The sequence below is a fragment of the Chryseobacterium sp. CH25 genome (assembly GCF_004119455.1).
Classification (GTDB): domain Bacteria; phylum Bacteroidota; class Bacteroidia; order Flavobacteriales; family Weeksellaceae; genus Chryseobacterium.
Genome location: NZ_NRQT01000011.1, coordinates 100,693 through 116,752, shown reverse-complemented (window position 1 = coordinate 116,752; position 16,060 = coordinate 100,693). Strand labels below are relative to the sequence as shown.

Annotated in this window: 11 protein-coding genes; 6 read left to right on the top strand and 5 right to left on the bottom strand. The window is 36.0% G+C overall.

What is annotated here, in order from left to right; genetic code table 11:
- Nucleotides 1-21: 21 nt before the first annotated feature.
- Nucleotides 22-3,207: a TonB-dependent receptor gene (locus BOQ64_RS20090; RefSeq protein WP_129054954.1), complete on the top strand. Its 3,186-nt coding sequence runs from the start codon at nt 22-24 to the stop codon at nt 3,205-3,207.
- Between the two features lie 156 nt (nt 3,208-3,363).
- Here BOQ64_RS20090 and BOQ64_RS20085 read toward each other — a convergent pair whose 3' ends face one another.
- The 5 genes from BOQ64_RS20085 to BOQ64_RS20065 form a co-directional block, all read right to left on the bottom strand.
- Entirely contained in the window at nt 3,364-4,914 is a 1,551-nt protein-coding gene (locus BOQ64_RS20085) for a hypothetical protein (RefSeq protein ID WP_129059814.1), read from the bottom strand.
- 6 nt (nt 4,915-4,920) lie between these two features.
- A complete protein-coding gene (locus BOQ64_RS20080; RefSeq protein ID WP_129054958.1) occupies nt 4,921-5,493 on the bottom strand; it encodes a hypothetical protein in 573 nt (190 codons plus the stop codon).
- 546 nt (nt 5,494-6,039) lie between these two features.
- On the bottom strand, nt 6,040-7,698 hold the full coding sequence (locus BOQ64_RS20075) for a ribonucleoside-diphosphate reductase subunit alpha (protein WP_065394915.1): 1,659 nt from the start codon (nt 7,696-7,698) through the stop codon (nt 6,040-6,042).
- 55 nt (nt 7,699-7,753) lie between these two features.
- Complete coding sequence (locus tag BOQ64_RS20070; protein ID WP_129055885.1) at nt 7,754-8,044, bottom strand: hypothetical protein; 291 nt, start codon at nt 8,042-8,044, stop codon at nt 7,754-7,756.
- A 106-nt stretch (nt 8,045-8,150) separates the two neighbouring features.
- The gene (locus tag BOQ64_RS20065; RefSeq protein ID WP_027374636.1) at nt 8,151-9,125 is read right to left on the bottom strand and encodes a ribonucleotide-diphosphate reductase subunit beta; all 975 of its coding nucleotides are present in this window, start codon (nt 9,123-9,125) and stop codon (nt 8,151-8,153) included.
- 423 nt (nt 9,126-9,548) lie between these two features.
- On the opposite strand from BOQ64_RS20065, the gene BOQ64_RS20060 reads away from it, so the two are divergent.
- From BOQ64_RS20060 to BOQ64_RS20040, 5 genes are all read left to right on the top strand, one after another.
- Nucleotides 9,549-10,238: an ABC transporter ATP-binding protein gene (locus BOQ64_RS20060; protein ID WP_129054960.1), complete on the top strand. Its 690-nt coding sequence runs from the start codon at nt 9,549-9,551 to the stop codon at nt 10,236-10,238.
- 85 nt (nt 10,239-10,323) lie between these two features.
- Nucleotides 10,324-11,553: an ABC transporter permease gene (locus BOQ64_RS20055; RefSeq protein ID WP_129054962.1), complete on the top strand. Its 1,230-nt coding sequence runs from the start codon at nt 10,324-10,326 to the stop codon at nt 11,551-11,553.
- A 90-nt stretch (nt 11,554-11,643) separates the two neighbouring features.
- Nucleotides 11,644-12,915 carry an ABC transporter permease gene (locus BOQ64_RS20050; protein WP_129054964.1) on the top strand — a complete coding sequence of 424 codons (1,272 nt, stop codon included), beginning with the start codon at nt 11,644-11,646 and terminating at the stop codon, nt 12,913-12,915.
- A 100-nt stretch (nt 12,916-13,015) separates the two neighbouring features.
- Nucleotides 13,016-14,227, top strand: coding sequence for an efflux RND transporter periplasmic adaptor subunit (locus BOQ64_RS20045; protein ID WP_185147090.1), 1,212 nt, complete (start codon nt 13,016-13,018; stop codon nt 14,225-14,227).
- Between the two features lie 218 nt (nt 14,228-14,445).
- Entirely contained in the window at nt 14,446-15,963 is a 1,518-nt protein-coding gene (locus tag BOQ64_RS20040; protein ID WP_129054968.1) for a glycosyltransferase family 39 protein, read from the top strand.
- Nucleotides 15,964-16,060 lie beyond the last annotated feature (97 nt).

The following is a 16,060-nucleotide window of genomic DNA, read 5'->3' as shown; positions in this document are numbered from 1 at the left end:
AAGTTTTGTAGCAATAAAAATATGAAGAAAAAATTGATCTGTGCGTTTGCTTTATTATCTTTTGGATTTGCATTTTCACAGGAAACAAGCTCTAAAATTTTTGGAAGATTAAAAGGAACATCTTCCGAAGTTACCGTAAAGGTAGTGCATATTCCTACCAACAGTACTTTTGAAACTAAAAGTAACAGCAAAGGACAGTTTAGCTTAGACAATCTTCAACCTGGAGGTCCTTATAAAATTGAGATATCAGACGGTTCACAGATTATTTATGAGAATCCTAATCTGCAGCTTTCTTTAGGAAATAATGATTTGCCTGTAGTAGAGGTAGGTAATAAGGAAAAAACGATTGATGAGGTGAAGATCACTTCAAAAAAGACCAATGTAAAATATGGAGTGGGAATCAATCAGGCCCAGATCTCCGGATTACCTAATATTAACCGTGGGATTCAGGATGTGACCAAGCTAATTCCACAAAGTGCCAATAACTCTTTTAACGGAACCAATTTCCGTTATAATAATGTTACTATTGATGGTTCTATTAATAATGACGCTATTGGTTTCAGTCCTTCATTAGGCGGGCAGACAGGAACTTCAGGAATGCCTGGAAGCAGTACGCGATCCAATTCTATCAGTTTGGATGCGATTCAGGATGTACAGGTCTATATTGCTCCTTATGACGTGAAGCTTGGAAATTTTCTTGGCGGAAGTATCAATGCCGTAACCAGAAGTGGAAGCAATGATGTTACAGGTTCCATGTATGTATATGGCAGAAATGCTGCAATTACCGGAAGAAACAGAGTAGGGGATAACTCTAAAATGCCAAGTGATTTCTCAGATTTTATTTATGGAGGAAGAGTAGGACTACCTGTAGTGAGAGATAAGGTATTTTTATTCACAAACCTTGAATACACTAAAAGAGTAGACCCAATATTTTATAATGCAAACGATCCTAATGCTTTGATAGATGAATCTGTGGCTCAGAAACTTTCAGATTTTGTACAAAAGAAATACGGATTTAATATAGGAAGTTTTAACGGATACAATAACTTCTCTGAAAGTGCTAAACTTTTTAATAAGTTAGACTGGAAGATTAATGATAAACATACATTATCCATCAAAAATAATACAGTATTTTCTCAGGCTTCCAACTTAGAGAGAGATGGTGCCAACTTCAGGTTTTCCAGTATGGATTTTGTTCAGAAAAATACAGCATCCACAACTACCCTTGAGCTGAAAAGCCGTTTTAATGATAAATGGAATAACAATTTAGTGGTTGGATATTCCTCTATTCATGATTACAGAGATCCTACATCCAGTAATGCAATGTTCCCACAGGTGGAAATTACTCACAACGGTGGAACTATTTTGTTTGGTAATGACAGGGAAGCTACAGTTTTCAACATGAAACAGAAGACTTTTGAGATTACCGATAATCTTACCTATAAGACAGGAAATCATACATTCTTATTAGGAACTCACAATGAGTTATACAATATCAATTATGGCTTTGTAAATGCTTTGAACGGAAGAATATCTTATAAATCGTTAAATGATTTTTATAATGGAACTCCTGCCAGAATAAGAGGAACCTATCCATTCAACGGAGACAGCAGACAGACTCTTTTCGATAATCCTTATGCTCAATATAAAGTAAACCTTCTTTCATTATATCTACAGGATGAAATTAATTGGGGGAGAGTGAGACTTTCACCTGGAGTAAGAGTAGACTATACAGATTTACCTAATAAACCACAGCTTAGTCCGCAGGTTAATAAATCTCCTCAAGATCCTTATTTTGGAAATACTTATAATTATACTCTGCTAAGCCAGTTAACCAATAGTTATCTTAATAAGCCGACACTGTCACCAAGATTAGGGTTTACCATTGATGTTACGGAAGACAGATCTATGGTGTTAAGAGGAGGTTCCGGTATTTTTGTAGGAAGAATTCCGTTTGCATGGTTAGGGTATGCATATTATAATGATGGCGTTGGTTTCGGAAGTTATGATTATAATGCACCAACAGCGGCACAGATTGCCACTAACGGAGATCCTCTGGTTGGAGCTAATTTCTCAAAATGGCAGAATTCATCGAAAGTACAGGTTGACCTTATTGATAACAACTTTAAGATGCCAAGAGTCTGGAGAAGTTCCCTGGCATTTGATTATACGCTTGCAGGATATAAACTGACCTTGGAAGGGATTTATACAAAAGTACTGTATGATCTGAAATTCCAGCAGGTGAATAAAACGGATAATGTGACATACTACAGTTATGATGTGAATCACGAAATGCCAATCTATACAACGAATATCAACAGTAATTTCTCTAATGCTTATTTACTGTCGAATACCAAAGAAGGATACCGTTACAATCTGACGGCTCAGATTTCAAAATCATATCATTTTGGATTTAATTTCTTTGCTGCCTATACGTATGGTGATGCTAAGGATATCACAAATGGTATCAGAAACTCTATGGAAAGTAACTGGCAGATGAACCAATCATTGACTCCAAATGATCCTCAGTTAACGACTTCCAATTTTGCGATCAAGCACAGAGTTGTTGCTAACCTTGGATATGCCTTTAATATTTCAAAATCTAACAGGTTGTATACCAATGTGTACTTTAATGCACAGTCAGGAAATCCTTTCTCATGGGGATTTGTAAACAGCACCATTGCCAATACAGGACAAGCGGCCGGTCTTGCTTATATCTTTAAAGATGCTGCTGAAGCTGCGAAATATATTGTTCCAATCAAAGACGGATCGGGGAACGTATTGGTAACCGCTCAACAACAGGTTGCAGATTATGAAAACTTCGTTAATAACAATGATTACCTGAAATCCAGAAGAGGAAAATTTACTGAAAGAAATGGAGATAACACTCCCTGGAATGTTCAGGCAGATATCAGAATTATGGATGAGATCAGGTTGAGTGAAAAATCTAAAAACAATATTCAGATCTCTTTAAGTATCATCAATTTTACCAATTTACTCAATAAAGACTGGGGTAAGGTGTACTTTGTACCGAATACATTTAACTCTACGGCAAGTGTAGGGCTTACAAAAGCAGGAAATATTGCTGCAGGGCAACCATCCGCCGGAGATCCTACTTATACCTTTAAAACACCAGGATCTGCTTATACGATTGATCAGTTTGCATCAAGATTTCAGGCTCAGCTTGGGGTGAGATATAATTTTTAATACTTCTTTTTACAAATACTTCTTTCAAAGGTCCGGATTTTCTTTCCGGGCCTTTTTGCTGTTTAAAATAATAAAAGAAATAATATTGCTTATCTGGGAGCAATATCATTTCTTTCATTCTATCAAAAAAAATTAATTCTTATTTTACCGTTTGTGTTACCATTCTGTTTGAATGGTAGCATAGATACAGCCGGTAGTTTTTAGATTAACAGTAATTGTAGCCGGAACAGATCGATAGGCGGTGTCTCCATAAGGCTCAACAATTTTACCATTTGAATCTTTAACTGTTCTTCCTTTTACAGTATAGGTCATTGTTGCTGTTCCTGTAAATCCGCTTGATGGGTTGAATGTCACAATACCTGTTGATTTGTTGTAGGTCCATGTTCCTGCAGGAGTTACTTTTTTACGGTACAGGGTAAGATCTATATCGCTGGTCTTTGTAAAACTGAATGTTGAATAATCAATATTGGCATTGCTTCCAGTAGGTGGAGTAGTAATACTGATAGGACCTTTGTACGCTATATCGTTATTGAAAACAGGGATGTTAACCGGTTGAAATTTACACGTAGAAGCTACATCATCATTTGTTACTGCTGAATATGGAAGAGTTAATTTCACATTTCTGATAATATGTTGCTGGAATGCCGCTCCTGTAGAAGCTGCAAAACCTAACTTCAGAAAGGAAGGAGTTGTAGCATTAAGTGTTTGGGAAGTTGCAGCTCCCTCTACATCCGAATTATTAAAGTCAGAAGTTTGAGGATTGGCATTTTCCGTATAAGGCACCGAGGTTTTATAATGATAATAATTGATAACATTAACAGGCGTTCCGTTTTGGACTGTCTGGATATCAACCTTTATATCAAACCCGTCTGTAGTGGTACTGTTTATAAAATGGGGAATCAGATCCAGGTATACTTTTCTGAATTCTCCGGCATTGTTTCTGAGATCAAATACTGAAGAAAGGGTGTTGGAAGTAGCCAGATAGCTTCTGTCCGTTTGTAATACCCTGCCTACAGTTCCTGTATTGCTTAAAGTAGATCGTGTTATCAGAACGGGGTATCCTGTAAAACCATCTCCTAGTCCTGTTGTATTGATTGCGGCACCTTTTGCACCTCTTAAGGTTACATGACTTGTCGGTTGAGACCAGGTTACCCCTGCAATTCCATTTACTCTTGATTCACCCTGAAAACGCTTTGATTTAAAATTCCCAAATTCATCCAGGGCAATACCCAGATAAGCTGATGATAAACCTGCTTTTCTCTGACTTGCATAGGTATTTTGGGCTCTGTTATATGCATAACCAAGACCCGCTCCTGGTGCTCCTATTGTAGGACTTGTTACTGCACCATCATACAGGAAAAAAGATAAACCGTCTCCATAAGTACCACTTAAGGGGGTTCCGTTTTTCATATCATATTCAAACTCAACATGAAGTCCGTTTACAGAAGTAAAAGTTCTGCCATTGATAAATAATCCTCCAAACTGTCCCGAGCTTGCAGGAGTAAGCTGTACTCCGGTAGAAGTATGTGAGGCATTACCCTGTATCGTAAGTTCAGAAGCTGAAGAAGCATTCATAAGCGAATTTGAATAAGAATAAAATCCGTAGATACTTGCCACTTCGGTACTGTCTGTCTGTGCATACATAAAGTTTGTAAGCAGCGCAAAAACCAGGCTTATCAGAGACAGCCTTTTAAAATTCTTTTTCATGGCTGCTTATTTTACAACAAATACAATATTGATGAATGATGCTGAAGTCGCATTTGATAAAACATCATAATTCAATACACCCGTGCTGCTGACGCTGTTTATTTTAAAAACAGAAGTGTCATAACCCGTTACATAATAATATAAATCTGTTGCATTAGGAAAAAAAGGTACCGAAGCCGGTGCAGATGCACTTCTTGCATTGGCAGGTACATTCGAAAACTGATTTTTATACAATGTGTACAGATCTTTCGTTTGGCCTGTTGAAGTTGTTGTGGTATCAAAAACTATACTCGGCATGTAGAAAAATTTAGATACATACGGAGAAAGGCATGTCCAGTCAGGAGTTGCAGGTGTTCCTACATTTTGACTAATGCATTTTTTATTGGCATCAAAAATAATGAGTCCTGTAGCTGGATTGGTAACTGAAGACAGATTACTGATTCTTGGTAGAAGTACCCCTTTGGAAGTACTTGTAACATCTAAAGCTGCGCTCTGATCGGGAGATGAGGTATTAATACCTACCTGTGCGTAATAAGTAATGCTGGCCATTGCCATCATTAAGGTAATAACTTTGTTCATTTCGAAATAATTGTTTGTGTTTATATTGTAGCAATTTCTTGCTAAGAGTAATTTGTTCTCTGAATTTTATTTTTTGTGTTTTTTTTAATTAATGGAGATTAGAACACTGTATTGCGCTTGTAATGTGTTTTTTTTCTCTTTTATATTGTGTTTTTTAAAACAATCAGTTTTTAAGAATTTCTTTTCAATCATCAAGAGAGGTCTGTTCTATTAATTTAAATAAAAATACAATCTTTATTTGTATTGAATTTATGTTTAATAATAAGCTTGATAGTTGATATTTTCTTTGCTAAAAACTATTTTGTTTGATTTATTTTTAACAAATGTAAATAAAATAACTTCATATTGATAATAAAAAACCAATGATACAGGGACTTGATTCACTATTTGGGGAGTGAAAGCTTAATATTTTCAGTATTAATAGATGATTAAAAGAAAATAATTTTTTTAAGCCAAACGTTAAATTTTTGTTAAATTTTAAATGCAATAAAAAAAGCACACCTAAAATAGGTGTGCTCCACTATATAGTGCGTTTATTATTTGATCTTATGCCTCACAGCTTGAGCAAGATACAAAGTTCACCATCATTTCTTTTGAAACAGAAGAACTTCTTTGGTAGTAAAGCGTTTTTACTCCTTTTTTCCAAGCCTCGATATATAGATAGTTGACATCTTTTACAGGCATTGTAGATGGAATCTGAAGATTCAGAGACTGTGCCTGATCAATATATTGCTGTCTTTGTGCAGCCTGAGAAATGATCTCCATTGGAGAGATTTCTTTGAATGTTTTGAATACTGCCTTTTCTTCAGGAGTAAGCTCATTCAGGTGCTGTACAGAGCCGTGATTCAACATGATGGTTCTCCATGTTTCCTCGTTATCCAATCCTTTTTCTTTCAATAATTTTGCCAGGTATTTGTTCTTACGCATAAAGTTTCCTTTAGCTAAACCTGCTTTATAATAGTTAGAAGAGAAAGGTTCAATTCCAGGAGAAGTCTGTCCTAAGATCGCAGAACTTGAAGTGGTAGGAGCAATAGCCATTGTAGTGGTATTTCTTAATCCATATCCTTTCAATACATCCGGTTCTCCATAGATGTTGGCCAATTCTCTTGAAGCCTGCTCAGCCTGTTCTTTGATATGTCTGAAAGCTCTTGCGTTGAATTGAGTCGCCTCAAAACTTTCAAACGGAATCATATTTTTCTGTAGGTAAGAGTGGTATCCTAATACTCCTAATCCAAGCGCTCTGTGACGCATTGCAAAGTTTCTAGCTCCTTGTAGATAATAGTTTCCTTCAGTTTTATCAATAAATTCAGATAATACAGCATCCAGGAAGTAAACGGCTAATTTAACAGCATCTGTATCTTTCCATTCATCGTATAATTCAAGGTTCATGGAAGACAGACAGCAGATAAATGATTCCTCCATAGTAGAAGGGAGCATGATCTCAGAACAAAGGTTACTTGCATTTACTGTCATTCCAAGGTCTTTATATACCTGTGGTTTGTTTCTGTTTACGTTATCGGTGAAGAAAATATAAGGAAGACCTTTTTGCTGGCGGCTTTCTAATACTCTTGCCCAAACTTTACGTTTGTCCATATCACCGTCAATCATATCCTGCATCCAGTAATCCGGAACACATACTCCGGTGAACAAGTTTTGAATTGGGCTACCGATATCTTTAATGGATAAAAATTCTTCAATATCTCCGTGGTCAATGTCCAGATAAGCTGCAAATGCACCTCTTCTTACGCCTCCCTGAGAAACAACATCCATTGCCGTATCAAAAAGCTTCATGAATGAAACTGCCCCAGAAGATTTTCCGTTATCTGTTACAGCCGTACCTCTGTTTCTAAGTTCTCCGAAATAACCTGAAGTTCCACCACCGATTTTGGTCTGCATGATCACTTCACCCATTTTATGAGTAATTCCTTCAATACTGTCCGGAATGTGAGCGTTGAAACAAGAGATTGGAAGACCTCTTTCTGTTCCCATATTAGCCCATACAGGAGAAGAGAAGCTGATCCATCCTTTTGTAATCATTTCTTTGAAAGCTGGCTGAAGTTCCGGCTTATATAATCTTTTTGCAGCAGCAGTGGTAATTCTGTCGATAGCTCCGTCTACCGTTTCACCTTTCAACAGATATCCTCTGTTCAGCATTTGCTCAGACTCTTCGTTGAGCCACCATATATTTGAATTTTGCTCTTCCATAGATGTTATATTTTCGAATTCCGGAATGAGATTCCCACTCCGGAATTTTGTTTTTTTATATTATTGATTGTAAAAGTTCTACTTTGTGAGAGTCATTCAGCCCGCTTTCATCTCTCAACTTTTGAAATTCCTTAAAAGACGGAACATTCAAAACTTCATGCTGAACTTCTTCATTGATGTAATTTGAATAATGTAGAAAAGTAACACCGTCCTCCTTTACAAAAACCTTGTATTCAAATGTAGACTGATCCAGATTTTTAAAATCATTCAGAAACTTTTGAATATTGGCTTTATTTGCAGGAACAAACTCTGGTTTTACGGTATAGCTTACCATTACATTAATCATCATTATTTGTGCTTATTAAGTTAACGTTGTTCTGTTTTTGAAATATAGGAAACTGTATGATCCTAATACTTTGTGCTTTGACGCTCGCTTCGCTCGCGCTTTCACATTAGAACAAATCGTTCGCTGTAATACTCTTATCGTGTTTAGTGTAATCTACAGGTCTTTTTGCAAAGAAATCATCTAATGAATTGGCAAAAACTTCCTCTTCAAACCAAACCATAGGTCTGTATTGCTCAGGAGTGATGTTATATCTTGTCTTCATGTTGATTTTCTTCAAACTGTCATCTACACGGTACTTCATGAAGTTCAATAAATCTTCTTTAGATACGTTGTCAATTTCTCCTAGTTCAAAGATCCAGCTAAGGATGTCTCCTTCTCTTGCAATAGATTCGTCAACAAGAGTGTAGATGTCTTCAATATCGCTGTCTGTTAACAGATCAGGTTGCTCTTCACGGATTTTGTTGATAAGATAGATTCCTGCGTTAGCGTGAATTTGCTCATCTACAGACGTCCATGCGATGATATTGGAAACATTTTTCATGAATCCCTTGAATCTTGTGAAAGAAAGAATGATGGCAAACTGAGAGAAAAGAGAAACGTTTTCTACTAAGATACTGAATAATAGTAATGCAGAAACATATTCTTTAGGAGTAGCAGAGTTAGCGTGCTTTAAAGCATTACCAAGGAACTCAATTCTACCTTTTACCGCTGGAATTTCAATTACATTAAGGAATTCGTCATTATATCCCAATACTTCCAGTAAACGGGAATATGCTTCAGAATGACGGAATTCACATTCTGCGAAAGTAGATCCTAATCCATTGAATTCAGGTTTCGGAAGGTGGTTGTATAAATTCCCCCAGAATGTCTTTACAGACACCTCGATCTGTGCAATGGCTAAAAGCGCATTTTTCACAGCATTTTTTTCATGTGGTTCCAACTGCGAATGAAAATCTTGTACATCTGCAGTAAAGTCCACTTCCGAATGTACCCAGAACGATTTGTTGATGGCTTCTACGAATTGTAGAACCTCCGGGTATTCAAATGGCTTATAGCTTACTCTCTTATCAAAAATTCCCATATTAAATATCTTTATAATTAAATAATTCAGATCTATGTGGATAATGTTCAGAAGGTGTGTAACTTTTTGTTTTTGTGATGGTTGTGAATTTAAGTTATTCACATTGTAAGTTTTCTTTTCTGAGCAGAATCTAATGACAAAGTTCGAAAAAAAGAACTGATTTTGAAAGAGGTAAATACTAATAGGCTGACTTTTAGCTGTAAAAGTTTTCCACATTTACATGAAACAGCCTCGAATAATAGGCTGGAAGGGTATATAGGGGATAAATACATGGAAAACTCAAGTTACAGTTAAACGAAAATTTATAAATGCTTTTAAATAAAGGGATATAGTGTTAAACAAAAAAATATTTGAATAAATTTTCATTCTTGTAACAATTTGAAAATATCATCTACTTATTGGGTATAAAACATACATCACTTAATGTTAGTAATTCAGGATTTACATAAGTCATACGATACAGGAAAAAGCAAACTTCATGTTTTGAAGGGAATCAATCTGAATATTTCAGAAGGAGAGTTTGTTTCAATCATGGGAAGTTCCGGTTCCGGAAAATCTACCCTTCTTAATATTATTGGTATTCTGGATGAAAAAGATTCAGGAACCTATGAGCTGGATGGCGTTCCTATTGAACATCTGTCAGAAGTAAAAGCTGCAGAATACAGAAGTAAGTTTTTAGGATTTATTTTCCAGTCTTTTAATCTTATCAGTTATAAAACGGCTCTTGAAAATGTAGCTCTTCCATTATATTACCAGAATGTACCCAGAAAGGAGCGAAACCTGAAGGCAATGGAATATCTTGAAAAAGTAGGACTTGCACAATGGGCTAATCATCTTCCGAATGAACTTTCAGGGGGGCAAAAGCAAAGGGTAGCTATTGCAAGAGCACTGATCACCAATCCAAAAGTAGTTTTAGCCGATGAGCCTACGGGAGCATTGGATTCAAAAACTACTCATGATATTATGAAGCTTCTTCAGGATATTAACAATGAAGGGAAAACAATCATTGTAGTAACCCACGAACCGGATGTAGCAGCACAGACGAAGAGAAATGTTATACTGAAGGACGGGATCATTGAAAGTGATGAGTTTATTAAGCAGATTGTGCTTTAGGCAATTTGATAATTTGAAAATGAGATAATTTGAAAATTGAATGATTTCATTCCTTTAATTTTTCAATCTTTTAATATTAATAAAAATGTTTGACCTAGATCGTTGGCAGGAAATATTCAGTTCTATCCGGAGTAATGTACTTCGGACGGTACTTTCAGGATTTACGGTAGCTTTGGGACTGTTTATTTTCATTGTACTTTTTGGAATAGGAAAAGGACTTCAAAATGCTTTCTCAGAAGGATTTGCAGGAGATGCCAAAAACCTAATTATTGTTTCTACAGGAAAAGCCACTTTAGCTTATAAAGGGCTGCAGTCTGACCGTAATGTGACAATGAATAACTCAGACTATGACTTTTTACTTAATGCAGATAAGGAAAAAGCAGGCCCTTCAAGTCCCAGATATACCGCAAGTTTGATGGTGAAATATGGAAAGGAGAGTGGTCTTTATCAGATTAACGGGGCAGACCCGGGAGAACAGGTTATTGAAAACCGAAAAGTTATAGATGGCCGCTATCTGACTGCCAGAGATTTGTCTGAAAAATTAAATGTTGCTGTCATCGGAAGAATGGTTCAGAGGGATTTAATTAAAAATGGAAGCCCGATAGGAAAAGAGCTTGATATCAACGGAACCATGTACAAGGTTGTTGGAGTTTTTTCAGATGATGGAGGGGATAGAGATGAAAGACATATTACCGTTCCTATCACCACTTTACAGCAGATGAAAAAAGGTTCCGATACGGTAAACATAGCTTATATCACTTATAATGATAAACTGACTCCGGACCAGGCCATTAAATATGGTGATGAGTTGAAAGACAAATTAAAAGCAAGAAAAAATGTATCTCCAGATGATGAAAATGGAGTACGTGTCTGGAATAATGCCAAAAACATGAACGATACTTTCACATTTATGGCAGTGTTAACAGCCATCGTAGGCTTCATTGGTCTGGGAACATTATTGGCTGGAATCATCGGGATCAGTAATATCATGGTATATATCGTGAAAGAAAGAACCAAAGAAATTGGGGTAAGAAAAGCGATTGGCGCAAAACCGGCAGGAATTGTTGCCCTGATCGTTCAGGAAAGTGTTGTGATTACTGTAGTCTCCGGATTTGTAGGAATCGGGGTAGGTGTTTTAACATTAAGCCTGATTGGTGACAGCCTTGAAGAATTTTTCATTAAAAACCCAAGTGTAGGCTGGGGATCCATCTTTATGGCATTTATTGCATTGGTTTGCTCAGGATTGATTGCAGGGTTTGTTCCTGCATACAGGGCTTCAAAAATTAAACCGATTGAAGCATTGAGAACAGAATAATTATTTGAAAATAAGATCATTTGAAAAAAAGTAATGACAGCAGTTTGCTTTATTCTTTTTACAGCTATTAATAATTTATAATTCAGAAAGGTGAATATCATATTTAAAATAGATACTTGGCAGGAAATTTATTATTCATTGAGGAATAATAAACTCCGCACATTTCTTACCATGATTGGAGTAGGATGGGGGATGTTTTTGTATGTAAGCCTTCTTGGGGCTGCAAAAGGGATGGAGAATGGTTTTGATAAGCTATTTTCCGGATTTGCGACCAATTCCATTTTCCTGTGGGCGCAGAAGACATCTATTCCTTATGAAGGTTTCCCTAAAGGAAGAGAAGTTCACCTGAACTTGTCAGATATGGAAATGCTCAAAAGAAAAGTAATTGATGTAGATTATATATCCCCTCAGAATGCAAGAGGGAGTTTCACAGGAACACCGGGAGAATCTATGTCAAGAAACGGAAAAAGTGCCACTTATTCCCTTACAGGAGATTATGCAGTAGGAAATAAAATTTCAGAAAAGAAACTTATTTACGGCCGTTATCTTAATGATGCAGACATTTCCGGAAATAAAAATGTAGTGGTTATAGGAGAAGAGATCTACAAGAACCTTTTTGATTCCAAGAAAAAAGAAAATCCGATAGGGCAGTCTATCAATATAAAAGGAATATTTTTTAATGTAATTGGTGTTTTCAGAGTAAAGAAAGGAGGTGGTTTTGAGAATGATCAAACAGCTTTTATCCCATTATCCACTTACACTAAAATGTATAATGCCGGAGAGCAGATTGATCTGTTTGCTATTGTAAGTAAGCCTAACGCTAATGTTAATGGTGTGGAAGAAGAAGTAAAACAGGTATTAAAAGCGAAAAATAAAATTTCTCCCGAAGATACCAATGCCTTTGGAAGTTTCAACTTAGGAAAAGAATTTAAAAAACTGACAGGCTTCCTTACAGGGATGCAGCTTTTAACCATTATTGTAGGAACATTAACAATTCTTGCAGGAGTTATTGCCATTTCAAACATCCTTTTGATTACCGTAAAAGAAAGAACTAAAGAAATAGGGATCAGAAGAGCATTGGGAGCTAAACCGGCTGAAGTAAGAAATCAGATCTTACTGGAAAGTGTGGTGATTACACTCTCCTCAGGGTTGTTAGGATTTATGTTTGGAATTTTTGTGCTGATGATTTTAAATATGGCCACCCAAGGACAGGACTCGTTTCCTTTTTATAATCCGACCGTCAACTACGGAAATGTATTTGCAGCCATGGCTGTGATGGTGATATTAGGACTGATTATCGGGATGATTCCTGCACAGAGAGCGGTAAAAATCAGACCAATTGAAGCATTAAGAACAGAATAATAATTTGAAAATAAATTAATTTGAGAATTTGAAAATAGAGAGAATGGTCTTTTAGTTTTTAAATCCTTTCAATCTTTTAATTAAAAAATAAACTATACATATGAAAAAGAAATTCACTTGGAAAAAAGCCATTTATATAGTGTTGGGGCTTTTATTTGCAGTGGCATTGTTCTCAGGGATTGGTTATCTTGTAAAATCAAACTCTAAAGAAGGCGAGGCTTTCCTTACCCGTAAACCTAATATCCAGAATATGGATGATAAGGTAATGGCCACCGGAAAAATTGTTCCAAAGGAAGAAATTGAAATTAAACCCAACATTACAGGGATCATTGATAAAATTTTAGTAAAAGAAGGAGACAGAGTAGAAGTAGGTCAGCTGATTGCTACAGTGAAAATTGTACCAAGTATTTCTGAAGTGAATGCAGCTCAGCAGGAAGTTCAGAATGCTCAGATTCAGATCAGCAATGCTCAGATGAATGTGGGGAATATGCAGAAACAATTTGAAATGCAGGATAAACTGTATAAGCAAGGGGTGGCTTCAAGACAGGAATTTCTTAATTCCCAACAGCAACTATTCTCTCAGCAGCAGACTCTTAAAAATGCGCAGCAGCAGTTGAATACAGCACAAAAAAGACTACAGATTGCGAAAACCGGAGCTACTCCTGAACTTCAGGGACAAGGTTTAGCCACTACACAAATCCGTTCCAAAGCTTCAGGAACCGTACTTGAAGTTCCTGTAAAATTAGGAAGTCAGGTAATTGAAGCAAACAACTTTAACGCTGGGACAACAATCTGTTCAGTTGCAGATTTAAACTCTTTGATCTTCAAAGGAGAAATTGATGAAGCTCAGGCAGGGAAATTAAAGCAGGGTATGGATATGAATATCGTCATTGGTGCTCTACAGAATAAAACTTTCCCTGGAAAACTTACTATGATTGCTCCAAAAGGAAAAGATAACGCAGGAACCATCAAATTCCCGGTAGAAGGAAACGTAGAAAATCCTAACAATGAATACATCAGAGCTGGATTCTCTGCGAATGGAGAGATTGTATTAAGCTCTCAGAAAAATGCTTTATTACTGGATGAATCTTTAGTTCAGTATGAAAAGAAGCAAGGGAAGGATGTTCCTTTTGTAGAGGTAAAACAGGCAGATGGAAAATTCAAGAAAGTATATCTGAAACTTGGGGCTAGTGATGGAATTAATGTTCAGGTTCTTCCTGGATCCAACATTACAAAAGATTCTGAAATAAAAGTTTGGAACCCTTCTGATAAAGACAAAGAAGAGTTGAAAGAAAAAGCAAAAGCAAAATAATAAACTTATACTATACATTTTAAACTGTTAGATCCCGGAGAGTATTCTTCGGGATTTTTTTATAGAGTAATTTTACTGGCAAATGTTTGATAATATAGATAAAAGTACTTCCAGCTTCCATCTTCTAGCTTCCAGCCTATACTATTTTTCATTTCAACTTTAATATGTAACAAATCAGAAGCTTAAAATGTCTTATTTTTAATTAATAAAATATGGCCATGAAGAAAAACCTTCTGATTCTGATACTTTTTATCATTGTAAAATTTGTTCTTCAGTATTTTCTGGTAACCCCGGAATACGATTTACAGCGGGATGAGTATTTACATCTTGATCAGGGAAATCATCTCGCCTGGGGCTATCTTTCTGTTCCACCAGTAAGCTCATGGATCTCATGGCTGATAAAGATGTTGGGAGACTCTGTATTTTGGGTTAGGTTTTTTCCTGCTTTATTCGGAGCATTAACGATGGTGGTTGTCTGGAAAGCGATTGAAGACTTAAAGGGAAACCTTTTTGCCTGCATTCTTGCTTCCCTTGGATTATTGTTTTCCTCATTGCTTCGTTTGAATATGCTGTATCAGCCCAATTCACTGGATGTTCTGTTATGGACTTCCTTTTTCTATATCCTGATAAAATATGTCAATACAGAACATGTAAAATGGCTGTATTGGTGCGGAATCATTTTCGGAATAGGTATTTTGAATAAATACAACATTGCTTTTCTTGCACTGGGATTCATTCCGGCACTTTTAATAACCAAGCAGAGAAAGATTTTTGCAAACCCTCATGCTTATGGAGCTGCTCTTTTAGCTTTAATAATTATACTGCCCAATCTCATTTGGCAGTATAATCATGGCTTTCCTGTAGTACATCACATGCAGGAACTTTCCAAAACCCAATTGGTGAATGTTAACAGGTTAGATTTTTTGAAAACTCAGTTTTTATTCTTTATCGGAGTAACTTTTGTAATTCTGTTTGGTTTTTATGCCTTATTGTTTTACAGACCTTTTGAAAAGTTTCGCTTTTTCTTTTGGGGCTATGTAATCACAATGTCGTTATTTGTATTTTTTAGAGCCAAAGACTATTATGCAATTGGTATTTATCCCATTTATATAGGTTTTGGTGCTGTTTATCTGGAGAATATTTTAAAAAGCGGATGGACAAGATTTCTTAAGCCTGTCTGTATTTTGTTACCATTACTTTTATTTGTTCCTATATATAATCTGGCATTTCCTAATAAGAGCCCGGAATATATAGTTGAAAATCCTGAGCCTTATAAAAAATTCGGGCTTCTGCGCTGGGAAGATGGAAAAGATCATCCTTTACCTCAGGATTTTGCAGACATGTTAGGCTGGAAAGAGCTGGCTCAGAAGGTAGATAAAGAATATTCCAGACTGTCAAAAACCGGAAACACTTTGGTTTTATGTGATAATTACGGACAGGCCGGAGCTATTAATTATTATTCTAAAAAAGGAATAAAAGCTGTTTCATTCAATGCAGATTATATCAATTGGTTTGATTTAAGCAAGAAATATAAAAACCTGATCAGAGTTAAAGACCGTCCTGAAGATGAACTTGAAGAGACCGGAGCTTTTTTTGAACATTCAGTAATGGCTGATTCCATTACCAATCCATACGCAAGAGAAAAAGGTACTACAATTTTCAGCTTTGAAGGAGCTAAAATAGATATCAGAAAAAGACTTCAGAGTGAAATTGTGGAAGTCAAAGGCAGAGATTAATAATAGATTACAGAAAATAAAGATACTTTACGATAGATAAAATATAAAAAGAACATAAAAAAACGTTATTGCAATAATGTTGCAATAGCGTTTTTTA

Excerpts from the sequence above, each read along its gene's own strand:
- BOQ64_RS20090 (WP_129054954.1), top strand. The coding sequence starts at position 22 with ATGAAGAAAAAATTGATCTGTGCGTTTGCTTTATTATCTTTTGGATTT.
- BOQ64_RS20085 (WP_129059814.1), bottom strand. The coding sequence starts at position 4,914 with ATGAAAAAGAATTTTAAAAGGCTGTCTCTGATAAGCCTGGTTTTTGCG.
- BOQ64_RS20080 (WP_129054958.1), bottom strand. The coding sequence starts at position 5,493 with ATGAACAAAGTTATTACCTTAATGATGGCAATGGCCAGCATTACTTAT.
- BOQ64_RS20075 (WP_065394915.1), bottom strand. The coding sequence starts at position 7,698 with ATGGAAGAGCAAAATTCAAATATATGGTGGCTCAACGAAGAGTCTGAG.
- BOQ64_RS20070 (WP_129055885.1), bottom strand. The coding sequence starts at position 8,044 with ATGATTAATGTAATGGTAAGCTATACCGTAAAACCAGAGTTTGTTCCT.
- BOQ64_RS20065 (WP_027374636.1), bottom strand. The coding sequence starts at position 9,125 with ATGGGAATTTTTGATAAGAGAGTAAGCTATAAGCCATTTGAATACCCG.
- BOQ64_RS20060 (WP_129054960.1), top strand. The coding sequence starts at position 9,549 with ATGTTAGTAATTCAGGATTTACATAAGTCATACGATACAGGAAAAAGC.
- BOQ64_RS20055 (WP_129054962.1), top strand. The coding sequence starts at position 10,324 with ATGTTTGACCTAGATCGTTGGCAGGAAATATTCAGTTCTATCCGGAGT.
- BOQ64_RS20045 (WP_185147090.1), top strand. The coding sequence starts at position 13,016 with ATGAAAAAGAAATTCACTTGGAAAAAAGCCATTTATATAGTGTTGGGG.
- BOQ64_RS20040 (WP_129054968.1), top strand. The coding sequence starts at position 14,446 with ATGAAGAAAAACCTTCTGATTCTGATACTTTTTATCATTGTAAAATTT.